Here is an 18,073-nt window from a genome sequence, read left to right as displayed (position 1 = left end):
CACCGGCGTGCCGGTTAGTTCAACGCCCGCCTGCGGAAAGCGTGCCCCCCATCCCGGGAGCGGCATCTGACCTCTCATTTATAAAAAAGAGTCTTAACCCAAAGGTCATTTTCATGACCTTTTTTTAATTGTGTCATAAAGGTTTGAGTCAATTACCATAAATTATCAACATGTTTTTTACATAACGAAGACGAAATAAACCACACTATAAGTACACAAGGAGGTGAGACACATGGCAAGTAACAATAACAGCAATTCAAACCAATTGCTTGTACCTGGAGTACAACAAGCACTTGACCAAATGAAGTATGAAATTGCTTCAGAATTCGGTGTTAACCTTGGAGCAGATACTACATCTCGTGCAAACGGGTCTGTAGGTGGAGAAATTACAAAACGCCTAGTTCAGATGGCTGAACAACAAATGGGTGGAACACAACAATAATTAATATTTTGGATTAGAAGGGGTGAGTTCGCTCACCTCTTCTTTGTATACAAGGAGAAGAGAACAATGGGGATGTGTCCAGTTTGTAATGGCATGGTATCGTTAGAACTAAAATGTCAAGAATGTCAAAGTCAGCAAGTAGATTATGGAAGAATTATGGATTATTACGAGAAGTATGATGCGTATTTACCTATTGATTTAACAAAATTAAATAATGGGATAACAAATGACTTTGAAGAAGAGAAATGTCCTCATTATTTACAATGTAGTCAATGTGGAAAGACTTCTGTTCATCTTGTTAACGAACAATAAAGAAAGATTAAAAGATGGAATTTATAAAAAAAGGGCGGAGTGTGTAAATGATACTAAAACACGTCCGCCTTAAAAGTGTTATGATTTTTTTGGAGGGTCTTCTTCTTCAAGATATCCTCGTGACTCTTCGATTATTCCTGATTGACGGCCGTGGGTTGTCCCACCACCTAGACCTTCATTAATCATACGGTCTACATCAACGAATTTTTTATCGCGGCCTTCATAATTGGATCCTTTATTTTTTGCCATGTTGTTACCACCCCTTTAGTTGTTATGGTGTGTGAGTGGTGGCTTTTTATTCGTTTAATGCTCTTCATACACATGATAAAGCATTAAGTCATGAATATGAGGCTCAAGTTTCTCTTTCTTTTCCAAAGTGAGATCATCATCATTCCACTTGATACGACCGTCTTTGTAGTACGTACCCGTCATGTATCGACCTTCATAAAAAAAAGAAAAAGACCATTCGCGACGTAGTAGGTTATTACGTAACTCTTTGTACTGAAAGTGAACGAGCATAGTCTTCCCCCTCTCGATTGGTTAAAGCGCTTTCTTTCATTGTATCATCAAGAAGGGATAGCTGCTCGAAAAATCTTTTGAAGGTGACTCTGAAAGACCACTGAAAAAAGGTAAAAATCGTACCATTTTTCAGTGGCCTCTTTTATGCTTCTTTTTCCGTAATATCATCGGTATGCCAGTGCCCTCCACCAAACCAAAGGTAAATCTGATCATTTTCTCCACGTAAATATGCAAAGCAAACAAGTCCAGCTTGAAGTGCAGATTTTATTCGGTCTTTGTCATCGTATTTTATTTTGGTATAACAAACACCGAGATCATCAATTAACGAAGTAAATAAATGAATCTGAATGTGAGATTGAATATACTTTGGAGCAACAATAAAAGCAGAATGTGTTGTCCCATAGTCACTTACGGCAGCAACAGCAATGATTTTGCCTTCCCACAGAGCTAACTTAACTGCAGTTCCTGGTTGATGCAAATGATGTTTTTTTAATCTAAAAAGCCAAGAATAACAAGAATTAATCGCATCTTTGTCGTGGCGTTTCACAAAATTTAGAATAGGCCTACGGTATTGCTCCCATTGTCGACTCTTTATTGAAATGATCTTCATGTTTTAGGACCTCCTTTGAATAGTGAGAGGGATAAGCCATCTTCCTGGGGTGATAGACATAAACTAGCGGGGGCGTGTTGTGTATCGTATACTATGTGTTAGATGCCTATTTGGTGAATGGATAAAAGGAGTGTTATCAAGTTGCAAACAATGTTACTTATTAGTTTTATGGTAATCATCGGTGCCATTATAGGTGGATTAACCAATTCACTTGCCATAAAGATGTTATTTCGACCTTACAAAGAAATGAGAATTGGATCTTGGAGAGTTCCTTTTACCCCAGGCTTAATTCCAAAACGACATGATGAACTGGCGAAGCAGCTAGGTAAAATGGTTGTTGATTATTTATTAACAGCTGAAGGTCTCGGGAAGAAGTTAAAAAGTCAGGCTTTTTCGACGGGAATTATTAGTTGGTTGCAAACAGAAGCAACAAAAGTGATGAGAAGTCAAGATAGCATTTCAACGTTGCTAGAACAGCGGTTTGGAATCATGAACTCAAAAGAACGGCTCGTAACAAAGACAGAGTTACTTGTACAGAAGAGCTATCGACAATTTATCGAAACAAATCGCATGGAAACGTTAGAAAAGTTAGTTCCTAATTCCATACAAGAGAAAATAGAAAGTCACATACCGTCTGTAACCAATTATATTCTAGAAAGAGGACAGTCATTCCTCGAAAGCGCGGAAGGAAAAGAAAAGCTTAGTCAAATGATTGACCGGTTCTTAATTCAAAAAGGCACGCTTGGAAATATGATCTCGATGTTTCTTGGAAATGATCGATTAGTGGATAAAGTACAGCCGGAACTTGTTAAATTTTTAACAGACGAGGGAACGAGAACACTTGTACAACAGCTCCTTGTACAAGAGTGGGAAAAACTAAAACAAAAAAAGCTTGAAGACATTGAAAAAAATGTAAATGAGGAAGAAATGGTTTCATTTCTTGTTCGTACAGCAGAAAAACAAATTCCATTGTATTCGATGATAGAACAACCGCTGTATGAATGGACAGGCGCTTACGAAGAGTATGTAACGACAACCGTCATACCAAAGGGTGTCGATGTTTTATTGGACTTGCTAAGTACTCATTTGGAGGCGTTGCTAGAGAGGTTCCACCTTGATGATATTGTTCGAGAGCAAGTACAGACATTTTCGGTAGAAAGATTAGAGGAGTTAGTTCTTTCTATTTCAAAGCGTGAATTTAAAATGATTACGTATCTTGGCGCTGTACTTGGAGGGGTCATTGGATTTATTCAAGGTTTTATTATTTTGCTGATAGGGTAATGAGAAAAGAGAAGACGAAAAACAGCTAAATTTAATAAAATTCGCTCGTGTGGGATGCATTGAGAAGGCGGAAATGTTATAGTCGGTAAGACTAATATTTTTAGGAGGACATACATAATGTCAAATGTTTACGATAAGGCCCATGAATTAAAAAAGACTCTAGCAGAGAGTGAGGAGTTTACAACGCTTAAATCACTGCACGAACAAATTGCGGCAGATGATATCGCGAAAAGAATGTTAGATAACTTCCGTCAACTGCAACTGGAACTTCAACAAAAGCAAATGCAAGGAATTCAAATTACAGAAGAAGAAGCACAACAAGCTCAGCAACAATTTGAACTTGTTCAACAACATGAATTAATCTCTAAGCTAATGGAAGCTGAGCAACGTCTAAGTGTCATTATCGGAGATGTAAACAAAATTATTACAGAACCGTTAGAAGAAATCTACGGAAATCCGGAACAACAATAATGAACGTAAGGTGTGACAAAAGCGCAATATCGCTTTTGTCACACTTTTTTATTTGGAAACTTTTCTCTTAATGATCATAGCAATATGGATAACAAACCCAGTTAACAAACCAAGACAAATCGAGCCTAAGATCGTCATGAAAATCGTATGAATACTTTCTTCATACAATTGGGAAGCCGAGAGCAATAAGAAAAATACAGTTGGTAGCAAATAGTACGATGATACTCGTTTCATAAGATCCCTTCTTAGCCATTTTTTCGTAACAGTAAAATTATACACGTTATCGATGAAACTACAATATAGAGGAGCGCTGAAAAAGAAAAAAATCGGAATTCACGGAAAAAGCTCTTTTTAGCAAATTCGTGGAAGCGACGTTTATGGTTCTAAGAAACGAGCTCTCCTCATAGTCTAGGTTATAAAGAGCAAGCCTTTTTTAGGTGCTCAAGTAAAGGGACAACATGAAGAAGGGGGACATACGATTATGACTTACAAACTGCTAGCCCTAAACATCGATGGAACCATATTAAAATCAAATTCTAAAATGACCAAACAAACAAAAGATGCCATTGGATATGTAAAGGACAAAGGGGTTTATGTGACTCTTGCAACGTCAAGGCCGTATCCATCGGCGAAAAAAATTGCAAAAGCGTTAAAGGTAGATGGATGTCTAATAACAAGCGATGGGGCGTTTATCGCTGAAAATGCAGATGAACCTATTTTTGTAAGAAGAATGAAAGAAGAAAAAGCATTGCAAGTAGTAGACATTTTAGAAAGATATGATTGCCACATTCGAGTGTTCCATGAGGATTACTCCATTGGAAATAAGGTACGGCAACGAAATCATTTAATCGCGAAAATGACGATCGGAATAGGGGATCCTCTTTTTTATCCAATTCGATTTGTAGATTCTGTTTGTGAGCAGCTCATGCAAGAGCCAATTGCTCCTCCAAAAGTGCAAGTTCAATTTTTTAATCAAGAGGATCAAAAAAGAGCCATTAGGCAACTAGAAGAAGTTGTGGCAGGAATTCGACTGCAAGAGTCAGCGCCAGGAAGATTTGAGATTGTGAGTGCCGGTGTTTCTAAAGCAAGAGGGTTACAAACATTAGGTCAGTATTTAGGAATATCAGCAAATGAAATGGTAGCTGTTGGATCACAAAATACGGATGTGGATATGATTAATCAAGTTGGATTAGGAGTCGCTATGGGAAATGCAACAGAATCGGTTAAAGAGGTAGCAGATTGGCTTACCCGCTCAAATGAGCAAAATGGAGTTTCCTATATGATTCGAGAAGTGTTTCGAAAACAATTAAGATTGCAATTATAATTACCGTTATTCTGCATCAACCAGATGGTTGGTGCTTTTTGATATTCTAAAAACATGTCAAAAACTTTTATATTGACTTGTTACTAGAAAAGAATATTATAAGATATGGACTCAAATCTGTAAAAAATTGTTTGTTGGTGAGAGGAGAAAGAAAAATGGCTGCCAAAATAAAAGCCGAATTAATCAGATTACGTTTTCTTTTGTTAGCTGTCGCTTTTTTATGTTTGAAAACATATCTGCTTTATAAATTTGGATTTCATATTCAATCTGAAAATATCTTACAAGAAATGTTATTACTATTAAACCCTCTAAGTGCGAGCGTCTTTGTTATTGGGCTTAGCTTGTTCTTTAGTGGTGTAGTAAGAAACGGCATGGTCATTGTATTAAGTACCATTGCCACTTGTATTTTGTATTTTAACCTGCTTTATTATCGTTTTTTTACTGACTTTTTGACGTGGCCCGTTTTATTTCAAACGAGCAATGCAAAAGATTTGCAAGGAAGCTTTTTGCAATTAATGAACTGGACTGATGCGTTTCTTCTTTTCGATATCCTTATTCTTATCGGCCTAATATGGTGGAAAAAGATTCCCTTACAAATGAGAGAAAAAAGAGAGCCAGCTGCTTTAATTGTGGCATCGTTAGTTATCTTCTTATTTAATATTGGGATCGCCCAGATTGAACGACCACAATTGCTGACAAGAGCTTTTGATAGGGAGATGTTGGTGAAAAATATAGGACTCTTAAATTATCACGTATATGACGCCTATGTTCAATCACATTCAAAAGCACAAAGAGTGTTTGCTGAGAGTTCAGATATCGATGAAGTGATTCGTTACCGGAAAGAAAATTATAAAGAGCCGAATCCGGAAATGTATGGAATTGCTGAAGGGAAAAATGTGATCGTATTATCATTGGAATCTCTTCAAAGTTTTGTGATAAATGAAACGTTAAATGGGGAAGAAATTACGCCCTTTTTAAACGACTTAATTGAGGAAAGTTATTATTTTGATCATTTTTACCACCAAACGGCTCAAGGAAAAACATCTGATTCAGAATTTCTCGTTGCGAATTCATTGTTTGGAAGAGACAGTGGATCGGTGTTCTTCACACATGCAGGAAATGAGTATAATAGTTTACCTGAATGGCTACATGAAAATGGCTATTATTCATCTGTCATGCATGCCAATAACAAAAGTTTCTGGAATAGAGATATGATGTATTTGCAATTTGGTTATGATCAATTTTTCGATATTGACTCGTTCACCGTGACGGAAGAAAATTCAATTGGTTGGGGATTAAAAGATGTTGATTTCTTTGAACAGTCTATTGATCTGTTAAAAACTCAACCAAAACCATTTTATACGAAATTGATCACGTTAACGAATCATTACCCGTTTGAATTAGGGGAAGAAGATAAAATGATTAATGAGTTTGATTCAAATAGTGGAACTTTAAATCGTTATTTTCCAACCGTTCGGTATATGGATCATGCTGTCGAAGAATTTTTTACTAAATTAAAAGAAGAAGGTCTATATGAGGACTCTATTTTTATTCTTTATGGAGATCATTACGGCATCTCAGAATATCACCATAAAGCAATGAGTCAATTTTTGGGGAAAGAGGAATTAACTCCTTTTGATCATGTCCAATTACAAAGAGTCCCGCTGCTTATTCATATTCCAGGCCACGATCCTAGTGTGAATCATACCGTATCCGGCCAAATTGATCTTAAACCTACAATCATGCACTTGTTAGGAATCGATACTCGAGATGACATACAATTTGGCTCTGACCTATTCTCAAACGAACGTGAATCTTTTGCTGTGTTACGGAATACGAGTTTCATAACCGATGATATCGTCTTTACGAATGGGGTCTGTTACGATAAAGGGACTGGCGAGGAAACGCTGGAAGAAAAATGTGAACCATTTATGGAGAAAGCACAATTAGACTTACGATTATCTGATAAAATCATTTACGGAGATCTATTAAGATTTGATTAGTAAAGATTTTTCGTGATAGAGCCTCTATTTTGTAATACAGTTTGGTTGTGATAAAATGAACATAAAAAGAGGAGGTGGGGCAAGGTGATTGAATTTATTTCTGATATGACGATGTTATGGGAAACAGTCTTACTAACATTCCTAATCGTCGCTGCTTTTACAAAAGCAAATGTGTTGTTGATTGAATGGCAGTTACGGACAAATTGGAAAAAGCATTCGGTTGATACAGTTGTTCGATCAGAAGTGAATGTATACTTGAGCCACCCTTCTTCGAATCAGTACCGACCGAAAATCCCTTCTTTGATTGATCATAAAAATCAAGCTGATGAAGAACCTAATCTTGTTGTTTTCTAACAAATATTGAAAACAACAAGGAGGAACGATTTGTGAAAAAATTTGGTTTGTTATTTATGATTATAGGGATCTTACTAACGTTGACGGCTTGTGGTAGTGTAGAGCAAGCTCCGATCACATCTGAAACTCAAGGAATTTGGAATCACTTTTTTGTTTATCCAATGTCATGGCTCATCATATATGTTGCAGAAGTATTTAATGGCAGTTATGGACTTGCGATTGTATTGGTTACGATTGCGGTTCGCCTAGCTTTATTGCCATTAGTGTTAAAGCAACAAAAAAGTACGCGAGCATTACAAACGCTTCGACCTGAGATGGAAAAATTACAACAAAAATATAAAGAGGCAACAAAAAAAGACCCTAAAAAGCAGCAAGAAATGCAAAAGGAATTATTTGCACTGTACCAACAACATGGTGTGAATCCGATGGCAGGATGTTTGCCACTGTTCGTGCAATTACCGGTCATGATGGCTTTCTACTTTGCTATTATGAGAACAGAGCAGATCGCATTTCACAACTTTTTATGGTTTGATCTTGGAAATCCCGATCCTCTTTATTTACTACCTTTAGTAGCCGGGGCGACGACGTTTTTACAAGTGAAAATGACATCAAGCCAATTAAATGGTCAGATGAAAATGATGATGTATATGATGCCAATTATGATTATTATAGCTGGTATCTCATTGCCATCAGCACTTTCCTTATACTGGGTAGTTGGAAATCTATTCATGATTACTCAAACGTATTTTACGGTAACAAGGTTCGAACAGCAGGAAGCACAAGTTAGTAAAGTATAAAGTTTTTGGAGGTGTCATCAGGAGGTCAAGAACAGACCCTTGAGGACGCCTTTTTTGTGTGCAGGTGAATCAATCCGCAATCACCCATATCTCTTTTTTTGAATAGGCTAGAACGGTGAAGGAGGAGATAGTATGAGTCAATATCAAAATATGAAAATGCAATGTCAACAATACGTAAATCAAGCTGTTTCGGTGGAAGTAGAAAACAAACAGAACTACTCGGGAATTGTTGAGCATGTTGATGATCAGTATGTCTATCTTATGGTTCCGATAAATGAACTTGGGCAATATATGGATCTGTCACAATTGACTCAAGGAACAAAAGCACATTCGATGTATCAACAAGGACACGAGTACGATCACGCTTTTGCGCATTATCCTCAACCGTCTATGGCTAGAGAGGAAGATGAAAGGTTTTATCCAGCGGGTTTCTATCCTCCTATTTTCCCGTACCCATATTTCCCACCATACCCGCACTTTCCTTATCCATACGGGCCTTATCCACGCCCGATAGGTTGGAATCGATTAATCTTACCTCTTGCAGCTTTAACCGCGATAGCAGCACTGTATTAGTAGAGCTGTTACTATAAGGGGTGTTTTGCCATTTAACAGAACGGAGTACGATAGATTAAAAATAGACTGTTTTTCAACAGTTGTTGATATTGAATTTCCAGGACTATAGTGGAATGGAGCGGAAGGTACTTGACTCCTGCGGGAAAAAGAGGGAGGCCGCTGGAAAAGATCTTTTTAGCAGATTCGGGGAAGTGCAATGGCTTCACACGTTGCGCGCCTGCTACGAGAAACCCACTCGTAGCAGGCTTAAAAGAAGGCAACGGCTCCGCTCATTGCTTAAAGGCGACTAAAAAAGGTGAAAACCGTACCTTTTTCAGTCGCCTCGAAAGCAAGTGCCTGAAGCGCAATGCAACGGACACCATTTGCCCGTCAGCACTGTCACCTTTTGATTGGAAACGTCAGTTTTACCCGGGAAATATCGAAAAAAGCAAAAATGACGGCAATCACGTTGGATTATGAGAAAAGTTGTAATAATAGCGGTTTGTATACCTGAAACTCGTGTCATCGATTAAAATAAGATACAATATGGAATAGATTATTATTTATGAAACCTTATTAAGGAGGAAATATACATGGGTGAATATATCGTCTACCTAGTTGAGGATGAAGAAAATTTATCTGAGGTGTTAAAAGCCTACTTAGAAAAAGAAGGCTGGACTGTAAAGGTGTTTCATGATGGCGATCAAGCACGTGAAGCGATTATGGACAAGCCCCATTTATGGATTCTTGATATTATGTTGCCAGGAACCGATGGCTATCAATTATTGAAAGCCGTAAAAGAAGAAACAGATACACCGGTGATCTTTATATCAGCAAGAGATCAAGACTTGGATCGTGTTTTAGGTTTGGAAATGGGAAGCGATGATTATTTAGCCAAACCGTTTTTGCCGCAAGAGTTAATTATTCGTGCAAAGAAATTACTAAATCGTGTATACGGTGTTTCAACACAAGAACAGAAGAAAATTGAATTGAATCAATATACAATTGATGCAATAGGACGAACTGTAGTCGATGAAGAGGCGGAAGGAGATCAACTAGTTGATTTGACAACAAAAGAAATGGATCTCATTTTGCTTCTTACTGGAGAAGTAGGAAAGGCATTTTCTAGAGAAAAAATAATCGAACATGTGTGGGGAGAAAATTATTTCGGATCTGAACGTGCAGTAGATGATGTGGTTAGACGTGTCAGAAAGAAAATGCCAAGAGTTCATCTAGAAACGTTATATGGATACGGATATAGGATTTTATCTTCATGATAAAAGTGAACTTAACGCAGCGTATTTGGCTAGCGTTCATATCCATTATTGTTTTAGTTGGTTTGTCCATCATCATCATTTATCCAATCTCCATTAAAGGGACGTTAACAGATGAAACATATCGAATTATTGAACATGAACAATTTCGTAGTGCGTATCCTTTATTGGACTTAATTAATCCAAGAAATGAACAAGAGTTTACTGATCGTGAAGCAGGTCGTGTTGGTCATTTTCTGATTTATGATACGTTAGGAAGAGCAACAGAAGGTGCTCCTCCTCCTAAAGAAGTGTTACAGGAAATGGCACAAAATGCTTATAGACAAGAGGCTGACCGTGGACGTTATGAAATTCAATACGGTGGTGCCACAGTTTTCTATGTGATTACGAAAGCGCAAATTGATGAGCGTCCTGCTTTTCATATTTCCTATATGTGGGATACGTACCGTGACCAAATGGTTAATCGATTGTGGGAGCGGCTTTTATATATTTTGCTTTTGACAAGTTGTTTAAGCTTAGTGCCTGCCATTTGGCTGAAACATTATTTACGTCAGCCATTAATTATTTTAGGAAATCATTTGGAGCAAATTGCCAATCGAGATTGGCAGGAGCCTTTAAAGTGGAAAGGCGATGAGGATTTTCAACGTTTGTCAGATCAATTCGAGAAAATGCGTCAAAACTTAAATTTGTATGATCGGGCTCAGAAAACATTTATCCAACACGCTTCACATGAACTGAAAACGCCAATTATGGTAATTAAGAGCTATGCACACTCTGTTAAAGACGGCATTTTACCTAAAAATAATATGGAACAAACAATGGACGTTATTATTGAAGAAGCAAATCGAATGGAAAGACGTGTCATTGACATGTTGTATTATACAAAATTGGATTCTTTGAAAGAAGAAAGTCCAAAACATGAGGAATTGGTCTTCGGACAGGTAGCGTTCCAAATTGAAGAACGATTCCGCGTACAGCGAGAAGACGTTAAGATTTTAGTCGAAGGTGCTGAAACGAAATTTTTCGGTGATCCGGAACAGCTTGAAGTGTTATTGGAAAATTTAGTTGAAAATGCTCTTCGTTATGCCAAAAATACAATCTGGATGAAAGCATCTAGTGAAAAGAATCAAGTTCTCATTACGGTTGAGAATAATGGGGATTCGATTCCTACTAGTGATTTACCTCAATTGTTTAACCCGTTCTATAAAGGAAATAAAGGGAAGTTTGGTCTTGGTCTAGCGATTGTAAAGCGGATCACTGAATTACATGGAGGATCTCCGAAAGCAGAGAATACAGATTCTGGTGTGAAGTTCTCTATTACTTTTCCAAAATATCCAAATAAGAATGCAAAACATAAATAATGAATCATTTTACCGTAGAAGAGGCTTGACCCAAGTGGTCTAATAATGGACCACTTGTAAAGAAGCTACTGAAAAAACCTCTTGAAAGTTATTCAGGGAAGTCGCAGCTTCACACGGGGCAAGCATGCTATGAGACTTCAATCATAGTATGCTTTTGGGAATGGCAGCAGCTCTGCGCAACGATTAGAGGGCACTGAAAAAGAAACATACTTTTTCAGTGCCCTATTTTTCTAGTTAAGAAGGCTTCAGGAGAAAATCAAGACGAAATATATGCTATACTGAAAAATATCGAAAATTGTAGCTGAGGTGAATAGTATGAGCAAGGGAATACGGTTTCAACAAGTTGGAGATAAAGTAGAAACGTATTACTTAATAAAATCAGCAATAAAAGGGGTAGCTAGTAACGGGAAACCGTTCTTAACATTAACTTTAAGTGATCAGACTGGTGACATAGAAGCGAAACTGTGGGGATGTTCACCTGATGACGAAGCTACATTTTGTAGCCAAGTTATCGTTCATTTGCATGGAGAAGTGTCTGAGTATCGTGGACGCTTGCAAATGAAGATTAGTAGTATTCGTCCGACTACAGCAATGGATCAAGTTAATGTAGCTGATTTTGTGAGATCGGCTCCGATTGCCCCAGCAGATATGCTAGAAGAGATCACACAATATATTTTTGAGATGAAGAATTCAACCATTCAGCGTATTACACGTCATCTATTAAAGAAGCATCAGCAAGCGTTTTTGGAGGTGCCCGCTGCAACAAAGAATCATCACGAATTTGTTTCGGGACTAGCCTATCACGTTGTGTCGATGTTAAAAGTCGCTAAAAGCCTTTCAGAATTATATCCAACGCTCGATACGGATTTGTTATATGCAGGAGTGATCTTACATGACTTAGGAAAAGTAAGAGAGTTATCAGGCCCCCTTGATACAACGTATACGTTAGAAGGGAAGCTAATTGGTCACATTTCGATTATGGTTAGTGAAATTGCCGAAGCTGCCAAAGAACTGGGGATTGAAGGAGAAGAGGTGCTAATGTTACAGCATTTAATCTTGTCTCACCATGGAAAAGGGGAATGGGGAAGTCCGAAAGTTCCAGTTATTAGAGAAGCTGAAGTTTTGCATATGATTGATAACATTGATGCCAAAATGAATATGATGGACCGGGCACTTGAACGAGTTCAACCAGGTGAATTTTCTGAAAGAGTTATGGCGATGGACAATAGAAGTTTCTACAAACCAAGTTTTCATGAACCTCCTTTAGATTTCTAGTTCTAAACTCTTATGCTTGTACATAGTCTACAGTAAAAGGTACAAAGCATGGAGGGGTAAATATGAAAAAGAAACCAAGTAAACGATTTGCATTCATTCTACTAGCCATCCTTGCAGTTGGGTTTTTACTTACCCAAACAGCGTTGGGAACATTCTTATTAAGTAGTCCTTGGTGGGTTTACTTTGTGGTCGCAGGGATTGTTCTAAGTGGCTATTTAGCTGTGAAATATTCTCTTGAGGACAAGCGAACAGAACAAGAATGGATTGAAAATGAAGGAAATATTTATATGCAACGTCTTGAGGAAGAAAGAGAGCGCCGCAAAATAAGTAAAGGGTAACGATAAAAAATAGACAGAGAGCCATTAAAAGGCTTCTGTCTATTTTATTTATGACTGGTTAGCAAACGTAGGCAGCTCCTACAATAATTAGGAGAATAAACAATACGACTAGCAACGTGAATCCTGTATGGTAGCCTGTTTTTACTGTTCCTGACATAGCGAAACATCCTTTCTATTGAGTAATTCATTCTCTCTAATTTAGCCTATGCATAGGCATTTGTTTTGTTCTAGGCAGAAGCGGAATTATACAAAAAAGGGAACTGCAAAGGTGAAAATCGTACCTTTTGCAGTTCCCTCTTATTAAGTCGAGCTATTATTCAGCTGTTTCTGCTCCCATTAAACCAGAAAAGCGAGCGTCTTTAATTTCAATATTCGCTTGTTCCATTAACTCAGCCATCACTTCATCTGTTGATTTAGACTGCTGTTGAATAAGAATTTGCTCAATTTCTTCTGCAAAGCCTTCAAAGTCATCGCGTTGATCGGTTACTTTGATAATGTGAAACCCAAAATCTGATTCAACCGGTTCACTAATCTCACCAATCTCTAAAGAGAAAGCAGCTTCTTCAAATGGCTCAACCATTTGACCACGTCCAAAGAAGTCAAGATCTCCTCCACGAGCACCAGAGCCTGGATCCGTTGAATATTCACGAGCAAGGTCTGCGAAGTCTTCTCCAGCTTCAATTCGCTCAATCAATTCATTAGCTGTGTCTTCGTCTTCCACTAAAATATGGCTAGCACGTACTTCTTCTGAAAACTCTTCTTCGTTTTCTTCATAATACGAACGCATTTCTTCTTCCGTAATATCGATCCCTTCTGTAGCTAAATGCTGTAATACAAGAGGAGGAAGAAGGTATTCATGAACAAAGTCATCTAATGACTCAACATCTAAGTTAAATTGATTTTGAAGCGCGTCTACGATTCCCTCGTCATCTTCAATATTGTAAGCTACTTCAAACTCATTACGAAGCATGTTCAATTCTTCTTCTATTTTTTCTTCAGGGATATCTACCGTTTCAATGGCTTGATCTAGTACATAATTTTGAATCATTTCCTGCAATACGGCATCACCGTGTTTTGTTTTCAGTTCATCAACGAATTCAGACTCACTAATTTCAAATCCATCAATAACAACAACAGGTGTATCATCCGCTGCGGTTTCCTCATTGTTACATGCAGCTAAAGTGACCATACAAGCTAACCCGAAGGCAGCTATCATTCGTTTTTTCATTGTTCTTCTCACTCCTCAACATAATGCAAGCCTGTCTTTTTCATAGACCTAACTATACCATATAATTGATTGTTAGAGAAATGTTTTCAAAAGCATACAGATGGAAATTCTCTAATCTGAGGCAAGTGCCTAGTACGAAATTGACTTATACGCATAGGATAACGTAACAAAGCAATAAGGAGGTGTTATTATGTCTCACGCATACCACGGAGGATTTGCGTTGATTGTTGTGTTGTTCATCTTATTAGTTATTGTAGGTGCAGCTTGGTTATAATACCAGCAACAACATCTCTTTACGGAAAAGTGGAAGATATATAAGGAGGGATGAAGGATGTCTCACACTTATCATAGCGGATTTGCGTTACTTGTAGTGTTATTTATCCTACTAGTCATTATCGGTGCAACTTGGATGTACTAATTAGGGTAGGAACACGTTAAAAAAGAGGATAACTAAAAGAAGAGTGAGGACTTAGAGTCGCTCACTCTTCTTATGTGAATAAAATTTTTACATATGTGGATGTCAATAAAATGGTCATAAGAATATTAATCGTTCGAAATAATTTTGGCTGCTTCTCCGAAGGGATTTCACGCTTTAAACAAAGAGCATCAGTCATTGAATTTATAACGAACAAAATAAACAATGCAAATAATATACTAAAGAAGAGCATGTACGTGCCTCCTGACGAGCAATGATATATAAACTTTATCAAAAATTGATAAAAAAAGATAGGAGAATGCTTAATTTATTTGAAAAGCTGTTTTTAAGTAGGATTCATTGTGTATTTTTAAAAGAGGACATACAATAAAAAGAAGACAAGAGAGGTGTGGAAATAGAATGATGAAAAGAAACGATAGTTGGAAAATAGCCTTTCTATCATTACTGGGCTTAGTTATTGTTAGTATAGTAGTTGTCTTCATGCTTTTTCAACGTTATTTTCCAGAAGTAGAAGAACACCATTTTTCGCCTAAAGAACCGGTAGAAGAAGAAGCAACCTTTCTTATACAGACAAATAAATCAAGATTAAATGCTTTTCTTTCTTTAAAGATAGAAGAAGATGCGAGTGATATTCCATATATAGTGGAACTGATCGATGACCGTGTGCAATTTCGGTCAGCATTTCGGGTCCTAGGTCAAGAAGTACCAGTAACGATTAACTTTCTTCCGAGTGTGGCACCAAATGGAGATTTATTATTAGAGGTTACAACATTTTCACTAGGGATTTTACAGCTGCCAGTTGATCAAGTTATGCAGTTACTTTCGAATTGGTTGGAACTAGCAGAGTGGATTGTCATTTATCCAAGTGAAAAAATGGTTGAAGTAAAAGTAACAGAAATTGAAGTCGATGAAACAGACTCGATGAAGTTTCGATTTGTAACTTTCGATTTAGATCAAGATCGTATTGAATTAGAAATGATTTTTAAATAAAAATAGGTTGGCTCGAAGGATTGTCTAGATCCGAATTGAGTCAACCTATTTTTTAAACAGCTTGTTTAATTAGAATGTGGAATCCTTCCTCATGATTCTCAACAAAGCTATGCTTTGGCGCTTTAATCACATACGAAGCATAGAGGATATCATAGAAAGCAAATCCGAAGTGAATAGAGCTTAAAATAGAAATATAGGCTATGTACATCGGAAACATAGCTGAAGCGAAAGCTCCTATCGCAGTGATCGTTAAAACGGGTGTAAGCAAAGCAGTTAAATAAAGATTGCGCGCTAAAGGTTTCGAAATTCGCACAGAGAAAACAGGAATAGCAGAGAACCAATTTGTTTTTAATAAAGCTTTTTTTCCACAAATCCATATCGGTAATAGATGTAGCAATTTATGAACAAAAAATAGTGCCAAAATACTCATCATAAAAAATGGAAAGCTCACATTTGGTGATTGGGTAGTCGGTAATAAACTACTAACGACTAAGTAATAAAATAAAAATGTAAAAAGCATCGTGCATCCAGAATACATCATTAGGCGCAACGTACCGTATTCACGGCTTATACGTATTGTTTTCCAGCAGTTCATTGAAGTGCTGCACCTCCTTAATCCACTGAATAATTTACTCTCATTTTGATGATAAATCAATAGAATCGACAAAAATAAAATGATTTCGACATTGGTGGATTACTGGAAACGGCGATGATTGTGATTAATTCGTTCCTATGCACTACAGCCACTCGCTTTCCGCGGGGGGGTCAAGCTTCCCCGGCTTCTCGCAAATTGAAACGATCAACAGCTATTGTCGTTTAAAGAGAGTGGCCTTGAAAAGTCGCTTCGAATCCGCTACCGGGATGGGGGGCACGCTTTCCGCAGGCGGGCGTGGAACTAACCGGGCTGTGCCGGTGGATTTCCACTTGCCCTTCCTCCTGCAGGAGTCGGCCCTCCCATCCCGTCCGCTTTAATGAGAGGGAAGAGAGAAATTTTCTTTTCTTCAACGACCAACAAAAAGTACAACCTTTAACGTTACTGCACCATTTTTATGAGACCAGACACAAAAGAAGAGCCTAGTCTATGACTAGGCTCCTTCATTCGAATACGTTTTATTATCGTCGGATTGTAGCTTTGTAAGTCGACCATTCACTTCGTTGAAATCATCATCAAATTTGCTGAGAGACTGTTCAAAAATATCAATGAAGTCTGGTCCATAAATGTGGCGTAAAATGCTCGTGATTTCAGATAATTCTGGGAATTTTCCGTATAAATCATGAATGGGTAACGCACCTTCATATACACCATACGTATCAGGCTGATAAGCTTCTAATGTTTCTAGGAATAAATCATGTCCTGCATTGGTTAAACAGATGTATGTGTTACGTTTGTCATTTTCCTTCTTTGAGAAGTGCAATAGACCTCTTTCTTCTAATTTTTTTGAGAAATTAAAGGCAGTGGATACGTGCATCACTCCAAATTTTGCAATATCTGAAATGGATGCACCATCTAAATGATAAGCAATCCAAAGAATATGATGCTCATTAATATTGAGATCAAACGGCTTGATCCATGCTTGCCAATCTTTTTCTACAGACTTCCACAGTGCCTTGCTTAGTTGTGCTACCTTATGACTAAAAATGACTGATTGTTTTAAGGAGCTAGGTATTTGCTGATCCATCGTTCTCCCCCTACGTAATAAGTACATTTGATAAAAGAGTAATTCTTTTATCCCTACTAATTATTATTTTCACATATTTTTCTTTTTTACATTATGACAAGAAACAACGTAAAAAGAAAGAGAAAAATTAGTGAATTAAAAACTTTTTGAAAATTACCTCAATCATGGATGTTTGGAATCTAATCAAGACTTTTTCTTGTTTGATCGACACTCTTTTGTAGATCTTCAATATCTTTTCTAAGTTGATTGAGCGTTGGTTCTACATCATGTTTCCAGCTATTTAGAGAATCTTTCACTTCACTTCCTACAGCCGTGAAGGAGTCTTTCCCTAATGTTGCCGTTGTTTTGAGTTGAATGGTTGCAGCTTTGCTAGAAGAGGAAAGTTGTTGTAATTCTTTTTGAATTTTCACTGTATTCTCTTTGCAATTTGTGCGTATGGTTTTACCTGATGTAGGTGTCGTAAGAAGGGTTAACGCGCCTGCAACTACTGAACCGACAAGCAAACCTGCACACAACGATTTTGCTTTTATCATATACATGACCACCTTTATTTACGTGTTCTTTTAACACCCCTCTTAGCATAAGGATTAAGGATAAGGAGGGATGAGTATGGAAGCACTCATTTTATTAATGGTATCGGTTTGTTTACTTTCATTGTACGGGCTGGTTTATGTTTCCATTCGGTTAGTTGGTGATGTAAGAAGCAATGAAAGAACCGAATTTCGAAATTCTCTTCTTATCATGTTAGTACTATTGCTTGTAAGTGGGACTACTGCTATTTTTCTTATTATGACGTGATGTGGTTAGGGAGTGTGTTCCTAACCACA

The 18,073-nt window shown here is 37.5% G+C and carries 28 protein-coding genes; 18 read left to right on the top strand and 10 right to left on the bottom strand.

Going from position 1 to position 18,073, the window contains the following annotated elements; genetic code table 11:
- Positions 1–232: 232 nt before the first annotated feature.
- Positions 233–442 carry an alpha/beta-type small acid-soluble spore protein gene (locus N0O92_RS17685; protein ID WP_315615991.1) on the top strand — a complete coding sequence of 70 codons (210 nt, stop codon included), beginning with the start codon at positions 233–235 and terminating at the stop codon, positions 440–442.
- A 66-nt stretch (positions 443–508) separates the two neighbouring features.
- The gene (locus N0O92_RS17680) at positions 509–754 is read left to right on the top strand and encodes a hypothetical protein (RefSeq protein WP_315615990.1); all 246 of its coding nucleotides are present in this window, start codon (positions 509–511) and stop codon (positions 752–754) included.
- Positions 755–832: 78 nt separating this feature from the next.
- On the opposite strand, the gene N0O92_RS17675 is transcribed toward N0O92_RS17680, so the two are convergent.
- The 3 genes from N0O92_RS17675 to N0O92_RS17665 form a co-directional block, all read right to left on the bottom strand.
- The gene (locus N0O92_RS17675; protein ID WP_315615989.1) at positions 833–1,003 is read right to left on the bottom strand and encodes a hypothetical protein; all 171 of its coding nucleotides are present in this window, start codon (positions 1,001–1,003) and stop codon (positions 833–835) included.
- A gap of 54 nt (positions 1,004–1,057) precedes the next feature.
- Positions 1,058–1,273 carry a DUF5342 family protein gene (locus N0O92_RS17670; protein WP_315615988.1) on the bottom strand — a complete coding sequence of 72 codons (216 nt, stop codon included), beginning with the start codon at positions 1,271–1,273 and terminating at the stop codon, positions 1,058–1,060.
- Positions 1,274–1,415: 142 nt separating this feature from the next.
- Positions 1,416–1,883 (bottom strand): hypothetical protein, encoded by a 468-nt coding sequence (locus N0O92_RS17665; protein WP_315615987.1) that lies wholly within the window; start codon positions 1,881–1,883, stop codon positions 1,416–1,418.
- 150 nt (positions 1,884–2,033) lie between these two features.
- Here N0O92_RS17665 and N0O92_RS17660 point away from each other — a divergent pair, with 150 nt between their 5' ends.
- Both N0O92_RS17660 and N0O92_RS17655 read left to right on the top strand, forming a co-directional pair.
- Complete coding sequence (locus N0O92_RS17660; RefSeq protein WP_315616015.1) at positions 2,034–3,164, top strand: DUF445 domain-containing protein; 1,131 nt, start codon at positions 2,034–2,036, stop codon at positions 3,162–3,164.
- Positions 3,165–3,281: 117 nt separating this feature from the next.
- Entirely contained in the window at positions 3,282–3,635 is a 354-nt protein-coding gene (locus tag N0O92_RS17655) for a YlbF/YmcA family competence regulator (RefSeq protein ID WP_315615986.1), read from the top strand.
- Positions 3,636–3,683: 48 nt separating this feature from the next.
- Here the strand turns inward: N0O92_RS17655 and N0O92_RS17650 are convergent, their stop codons facing one another.
- Complete coding sequence (locus N0O92_RS17650; RefSeq protein ID WP_315615985.1) at positions 3,684–3,869, bottom strand: hypothetical protein; 186 nt, start codon at positions 3,867–3,869, stop codon at positions 3,684–3,686.
- 247 nt (positions 3,870–4,116) lie between these two features.
- On the opposite strand from N0O92_RS17650, the gene N0O92_RS17645 reads away from it, so the two are divergent.
- From N0O92_RS17645 to N0O92_RS17600, 10 genes are all read left to right on the top strand, one after another.
- Complete coding sequence (locus N0O92_RS17645) at positions 4,117–4,959, top strand: Cof-type HAD-IIB family hydrolase (RefSeq protein WP_315615984.1); 843 nt, start codon at positions 4,117–4,119, stop codon at positions 4,957–4,959.
- 155 nt (positions 4,960–5,114) lie between these two features.
- Complete coding sequence (locus N0O92_RS17640) at positions 5,115–6,962, top strand: LTA synthase family protein (RefSeq protein WP_315615983.1); 1,848 nt, start codon at positions 5,115–5,117, stop codon at positions 6,960–6,962.
- An 84-nt stretch (positions 6,963–7,046) separates the two neighbouring features.
- Positions 7,047–7,316, top strand: a complete 270-nt coding sequence (locus tag N0O92_RS17635) for a hypothetical protein (protein WP_315615982.1) — start codon at positions 7,047–7,049, stop codon at positions 7,314–7,316.
- Between the two features lie 56 nt (positions 7,317–7,372).
- On the top strand, positions 7,373–8,113 hold the full coding sequence (yidC, locus tag N0O92_RS17630; RefSeq protein ID WP_396334544.1) for a membrane protein insertase YidC: 741 nt from the start codon (positions 7,373–7,375) through the stop codon (positions 8,111–8,113).
- A gap of 132 nt (positions 8,114–8,245) precedes the next feature.
- A complete protein-coding gene (locus tag N0O92_RS17625) occupies positions 8,246–8,686 on the top strand; it encodes a hypothetical protein (protein ID WP_315615980.1) in 441 nt (146 codons plus the stop codon).
- Between the two features lie 129 nt (positions 8,687–8,815).
- Positions 8,816–9,145 (top strand): hypothetical protein, encoded by a 330-nt coding sequence (locus tag N0O92_RS17620; protein ID WP_315615979.1) that lies wholly within the window; start codon positions 8,816–8,818, stop codon positions 9,143–9,145.
- 113 nt (positions 9,146–9,258) lie between these two features.
- Entirely contained in the window at positions 9,259–9,942 is a 684-nt protein-coding gene (locus N0O92_RS17615) for a response regulator transcription factor (protein ID WP_315615978.1), read from the top strand.
- Entirely contained in the window at positions 9,939–11,300 is a 1,362-nt protein-coding gene (locus tag N0O92_RS17610; protein WP_315615977.1) for a sensor histidine kinase, read from the top strand. Before N0O92_RS17615 ends, N0O92_RS17610 begins: the two co-directional genes overlap by 4 nt.
- 315 nt (positions 11,301–11,615) lie before the next feature.
- Entirely contained in the window at positions 11,616–12,575 is a 960-nt protein-coding gene (yhaM, locus tag N0O92_RS17605; protein ID WP_315615976.1) for a 3'-5' exoribonuclease YhaM, read from the top strand.
- Positions 12,576–12,637: 62 nt separating this feature from the next.
- Complete coding sequence (locus N0O92_RS17600; RefSeq protein WP_315615975.1) at positions 12,638–12,913, top strand: sporulation YhaL family protein; 276 nt, start codon at positions 12,638–12,640, stop codon at positions 12,911–12,913.
- 58 nt (positions 12,914–12,971) lie between these two features.
- On the opposite strand, the gene N0O92_RS17595 is transcribed toward N0O92_RS17600, so the two are convergent.
- Positions 12,972–13,070 carry a YjcZ family sporulation protein gene (locus N0O92_RS17595; RefSeq protein ID WP_315615974.1) on the bottom strand — a complete coding sequence of 33 codons (99 nt, stop codon included), beginning with the start codon at positions 13,068–13,070 and terminating at the stop codon, positions 12,972–12,974.
- A 156-nt stretch (positions 13,071–13,226) separates the two neighbouring features.
- Positions 13,227–14,141 carry a peptidylprolyl isomerase gene (locus N0O92_RS17590; protein WP_315615973.1) on the bottom strand — a complete coding sequence of 305 codons (915 nt, stop codon included), beginning with the start codon at positions 14,139–14,141 and terminating at the stop codon, positions 13,227–13,229.
- 190 nt (positions 14,142–14,331) lie between these two features.
- Between N0O92_RS17590 and N0O92_RS17585 the strand changes: the two genes are divergently transcribed.
- Both N0O92_RS17585 and N0O92_RS17580 read left to right on the top strand, forming a co-directional pair.
- Positions 14,332–14,415, top strand: a complete 84-nt coding sequence (locus tag N0O92_RS17585; RefSeq protein WP_088102685.1) for a YjcZ family sporulation protein — start codon at positions 14,332–14,334, stop codon at positions 14,413–14,415.
- A 57-nt stretch (positions 14,416–14,472) separates the two neighbouring features.
- Complete coding sequence (locus N0O92_RS17580; protein WP_315616014.1) at positions 14,473–14,559, top strand: YjcZ family sporulation protein; 87 nt, start codon at positions 14,473–14,475, stop codon at positions 14,557–14,559.
- Positions 14,560–14,629: 70 nt separating this feature from the next.
- Here N0O92_RS17580 and N0O92_RS17575 read toward each other — a convergent pair whose 3' ends face one another.
- Positions 14,630–14,809, bottom strand: coding sequence for a hypothetical protein (locus N0O92_RS17575; RefSeq protein WP_034625331.1), 180 nt, complete (start codon positions 14,807–14,809; stop codon positions 14,630–14,632).
- A 167-nt stretch (positions 14,810–14,976) separates the two neighbouring features.
- Here N0O92_RS17575 and N0O92_RS17570 point away from each other — a divergent pair, with 167 nt between their 5' ends.
- Entirely contained in the window at positions 14,977–15,567 is a 591-nt protein-coding gene (locus N0O92_RS17570; protein WP_315615972.1) for a YpmS family protein, read from the top strand.
- A 52-nt stretch (positions 15,568–15,619) separates the two neighbouring features.
- Here N0O92_RS17570 and N0O92_RS17565 read toward each other — a convergent pair whose 3' ends face one another.
- The 3 genes from N0O92_RS17565 to N0O92_RS17555 all read right to left on the bottom strand — a co-directional run bounded on the left by N0O92_RS17565 (position 15,620) and on the right by N0O92_RS17555 (position 17,779).
- A complete protein-coding gene (locus N0O92_RS17565) occupies positions 15,620–16,162 on the bottom strand; it encodes a DUF3267 domain-containing protein (RefSeq protein ID WP_315615971.1) in 543 nt (180 codons plus the stop codon).
- Positions 16,163–16,652: 490 nt separating this feature from the next.
- Positions 16,653–17,246 (bottom strand): HTH-type transcriptional regulator Hpr, encoded by a 594-nt coding sequence (locus N0O92_RS17560; RefSeq protein ID WP_315615970.1) that lies wholly within the window; start codon positions 17,244–17,246, stop codon positions 16,653–16,655.
- Between the two features lie 179 nt (positions 17,247–17,425).
- Entirely contained in the window at positions 17,426–17,779 is a 354-nt protein-coding gene (locus tag N0O92_RS17555) for a YtxH domain-containing protein (RefSeq protein WP_315615969.1), read from the bottom strand.
- A 76-nt stretch (positions 17,780–17,855) separates the two neighbouring features.
- Between N0O92_RS17555 and N0O92_RS17550 the strand changes: the two genes are divergently transcribed.
- Positions 17,856–18,044, top strand: coding sequence for a hypothetical protein (locus N0O92_RS17550; protein ID WP_315615968.1), 189 nt, complete (start codon positions 17,856–17,858; stop codon positions 18,042–18,044).
- The last annotated feature ends 29 nt before the right edge of the window (positions 18,045–18,073 follow it).

The sequence above is a fragment of the Alkalihalobacillus sp. MEB130 genome (genome assembly GCF_032335535.1).
Classification (GTDB): domain Bacteria; phylum Bacillota; class Bacilli; order Bacillales; family Bacillaceae_D; genus Halalkalibacter.
Note: the sequence above shows the minus strand (reverse complement) of the source record. Positions and strands in the feature narration are given on the sequence as shown.

What these genes read in the sequence shown, in the direction of transcription:
- N0O92_RS17660 (WP_315616015.1), top strand. Translation starts at nt 2,034, where the DNA reads ATGTTACTTATTAGTTTTATGGTAATCATCGGTGCCATTATAGGTGGA.
- N0O92_RS17615 (WP_315615978.1), top strand. Translation starts at nt 9,259, where the DNA reads ATGGGTGAATATATCGTCTACCTAGTTGAGGATGAAGAAAATTTATCT.
- N0O92_RS17675 (WP_315615989.1), bottom strand. Translation starts at nt 1,003, where the DNA reads ATGGCAAAAAATAAAGGATCCAATTATGAAGGCCGCGATAAAAAATTC.
- N0O92_RS17600 (WP_315615975.1), top strand. Translation starts at nt 12,638, where the DNA reads ATGAAAAAGAAACCAAGTAAACGATTTGCATTCATTCTACTAGCCATC.
- N0O92_RS17670 (WP_315615988.1), bottom strand. Translation starts at nt 1,273, where the DNA reads ATGCTCGTTCACTTTCAGTACAAAGAGTTACGTAATAACCTACTACGT.
- N0O92_RS17565 (WP_315615971.1), bottom strand. Translation starts at nt 16,162, where the DNA reads ATGAACTGCTGGAAAACAATACGTATAAGCCGTGAATACGGTACGTTG.
- N0O92_RS17665 (WP_315615987.1), bottom strand. Translation starts at nt 1,883, where the DNA reads ATGAAGATCATTTCAATAAAGAGTCGACAATGGGAGCAATACCGTAGG.
- N0O92_RS17645 (WP_315615984.1), top strand. Translation starts at nt 4,117, where the DNA reads ATGACTTACAAACTGCTAGCCCTAAACATCGATGGAACCATATTAAAA.
- N0O92_RS17580 (WP_315616014.1), top strand. Translation starts at nt 14,473, where the DNA reads ATGTCTCACACTTATCATAGCGGATTTGCGTTACTTGTAGTGTTATTT.
- N0O92_RS17585 (WP_088102685.1), top strand. Translation starts at nt 14,332, where the DNA reads ATGTCTCACGCATACCACGGAGGATTTGCGTTGATTGTTGTGTTGTTC.
- N0O92_RS17680 (WP_315615990.1), top strand. Translation starts at nt 509, where the DNA reads ATGGGGATGTGTCCAGTTTGTAATGGCATGGTATCGTTAGAACTAAAA.
- N0O92_RS17570 (WP_315615972.1), top strand. Translation starts at nt 14,977, where the DNA reads ATGATGAAAAGAAACGATAGTTGGAAAATAGCCTTTCTATCATTACTG.
- N0O92_RS17550 (WP_315615968.1), top strand. Translation starts at nt 17,856, where the DNA reads ATGGAAGCACTCATTTTATTAATGGTATCGGTTTGTTTACTTTCATTG.
- N0O92_RS17610 (WP_315615977.1), top strand. Translation starts at nt 9,939, where the DNA reads ATGATAAAAGTGAACTTAACGCAGCGTATTTGGCTAGCGTTCATATCC.
- N0O92_RS17655 (WP_315615986.1), top strand. Translation starts at nt 3,282, where the DNA reads ATGTCAAATGTTTACGATAAGGCCCATGAATTAAAAAAGACTCTAGCA.
- N0O92_RS17625 (WP_315615980.1), top strand. Translation starts at nt 8,246, where the DNA reads ATGAGTCAATATCAAAATATGAAAATGCAATGTCAACAATACGTAAAT.
- N0O92_RS17595 (WP_315615974.1), bottom strand. Translation starts at nt 13,070, where the DNA reads ATGTCAGGAACAGTAAAAACAGGCTACCATACAGGATTCACGTTGCTA.
- N0O92_RS17590 (WP_315615973.1), bottom strand. Translation starts at nt 14,141, where the DNA reads ATGAAAAAACGAATGATAGCTGCCTTCGGGTTAGCTTGTATGGTCACT.
- N0O92_RS17560 (WP_315615970.1), bottom strand. Translation starts at nt 17,246, where the DNA reads ATGGATCAGCAAATACCTAGCTCCTTAAAACAATCAGTCATTTTTAGT.
- N0O92_RS17575 (WP_034625331.1), bottom strand. Translation starts at nt 14,809, where the DNA reads ATGCTCTTCTTTAGTATATTATTTGCATTGTTTATTTTGTTCGTTATA.
- yidC (WP_396334544.1), top strand. Translation starts at nt 7,373, where the DNA reads ATGATTATAGGGATCTTACTAACGTTGACGGCTTGTGGTAGTGTAGAG.
- N0O92_RS17555 (WP_315615969.1), bottom strand. Translation starts at nt 17,779, where the DNA reads ATGATAAAAGCAAAATCGTTGTGTGCAGGTTTGCTTGTCGGTTCAGTA.
- yhaM (WP_315615976.1), top strand. Translation starts at nt 11,616, where the DNA reads ATGAGCAAGGGAATACGGTTTCAACAAGTTGGAGATAAAGTAGAAACG.
- N0O92_RS17685 (WP_315615991.1), top strand. Translation starts at nt 233, where the DNA reads ATGGCAAGTAACAATAACAGCAATTCAAACCAATTGCTTGTACCTGGA.
- N0O92_RS17640 (WP_315615983.1), top strand. Translation starts at nt 5,115, where the DNA reads ATGGCTGCCAAAATAAAAGCCGAATTAATCAGATTACGTTTTCTTTTG.
- N0O92_RS17650 (WP_315615985.1), bottom strand. Translation starts at nt 3,869, where the DNA reads ATGAAACGAGTATCATCGTACTATTTGCTACCAACTGTATTTTTCTTA.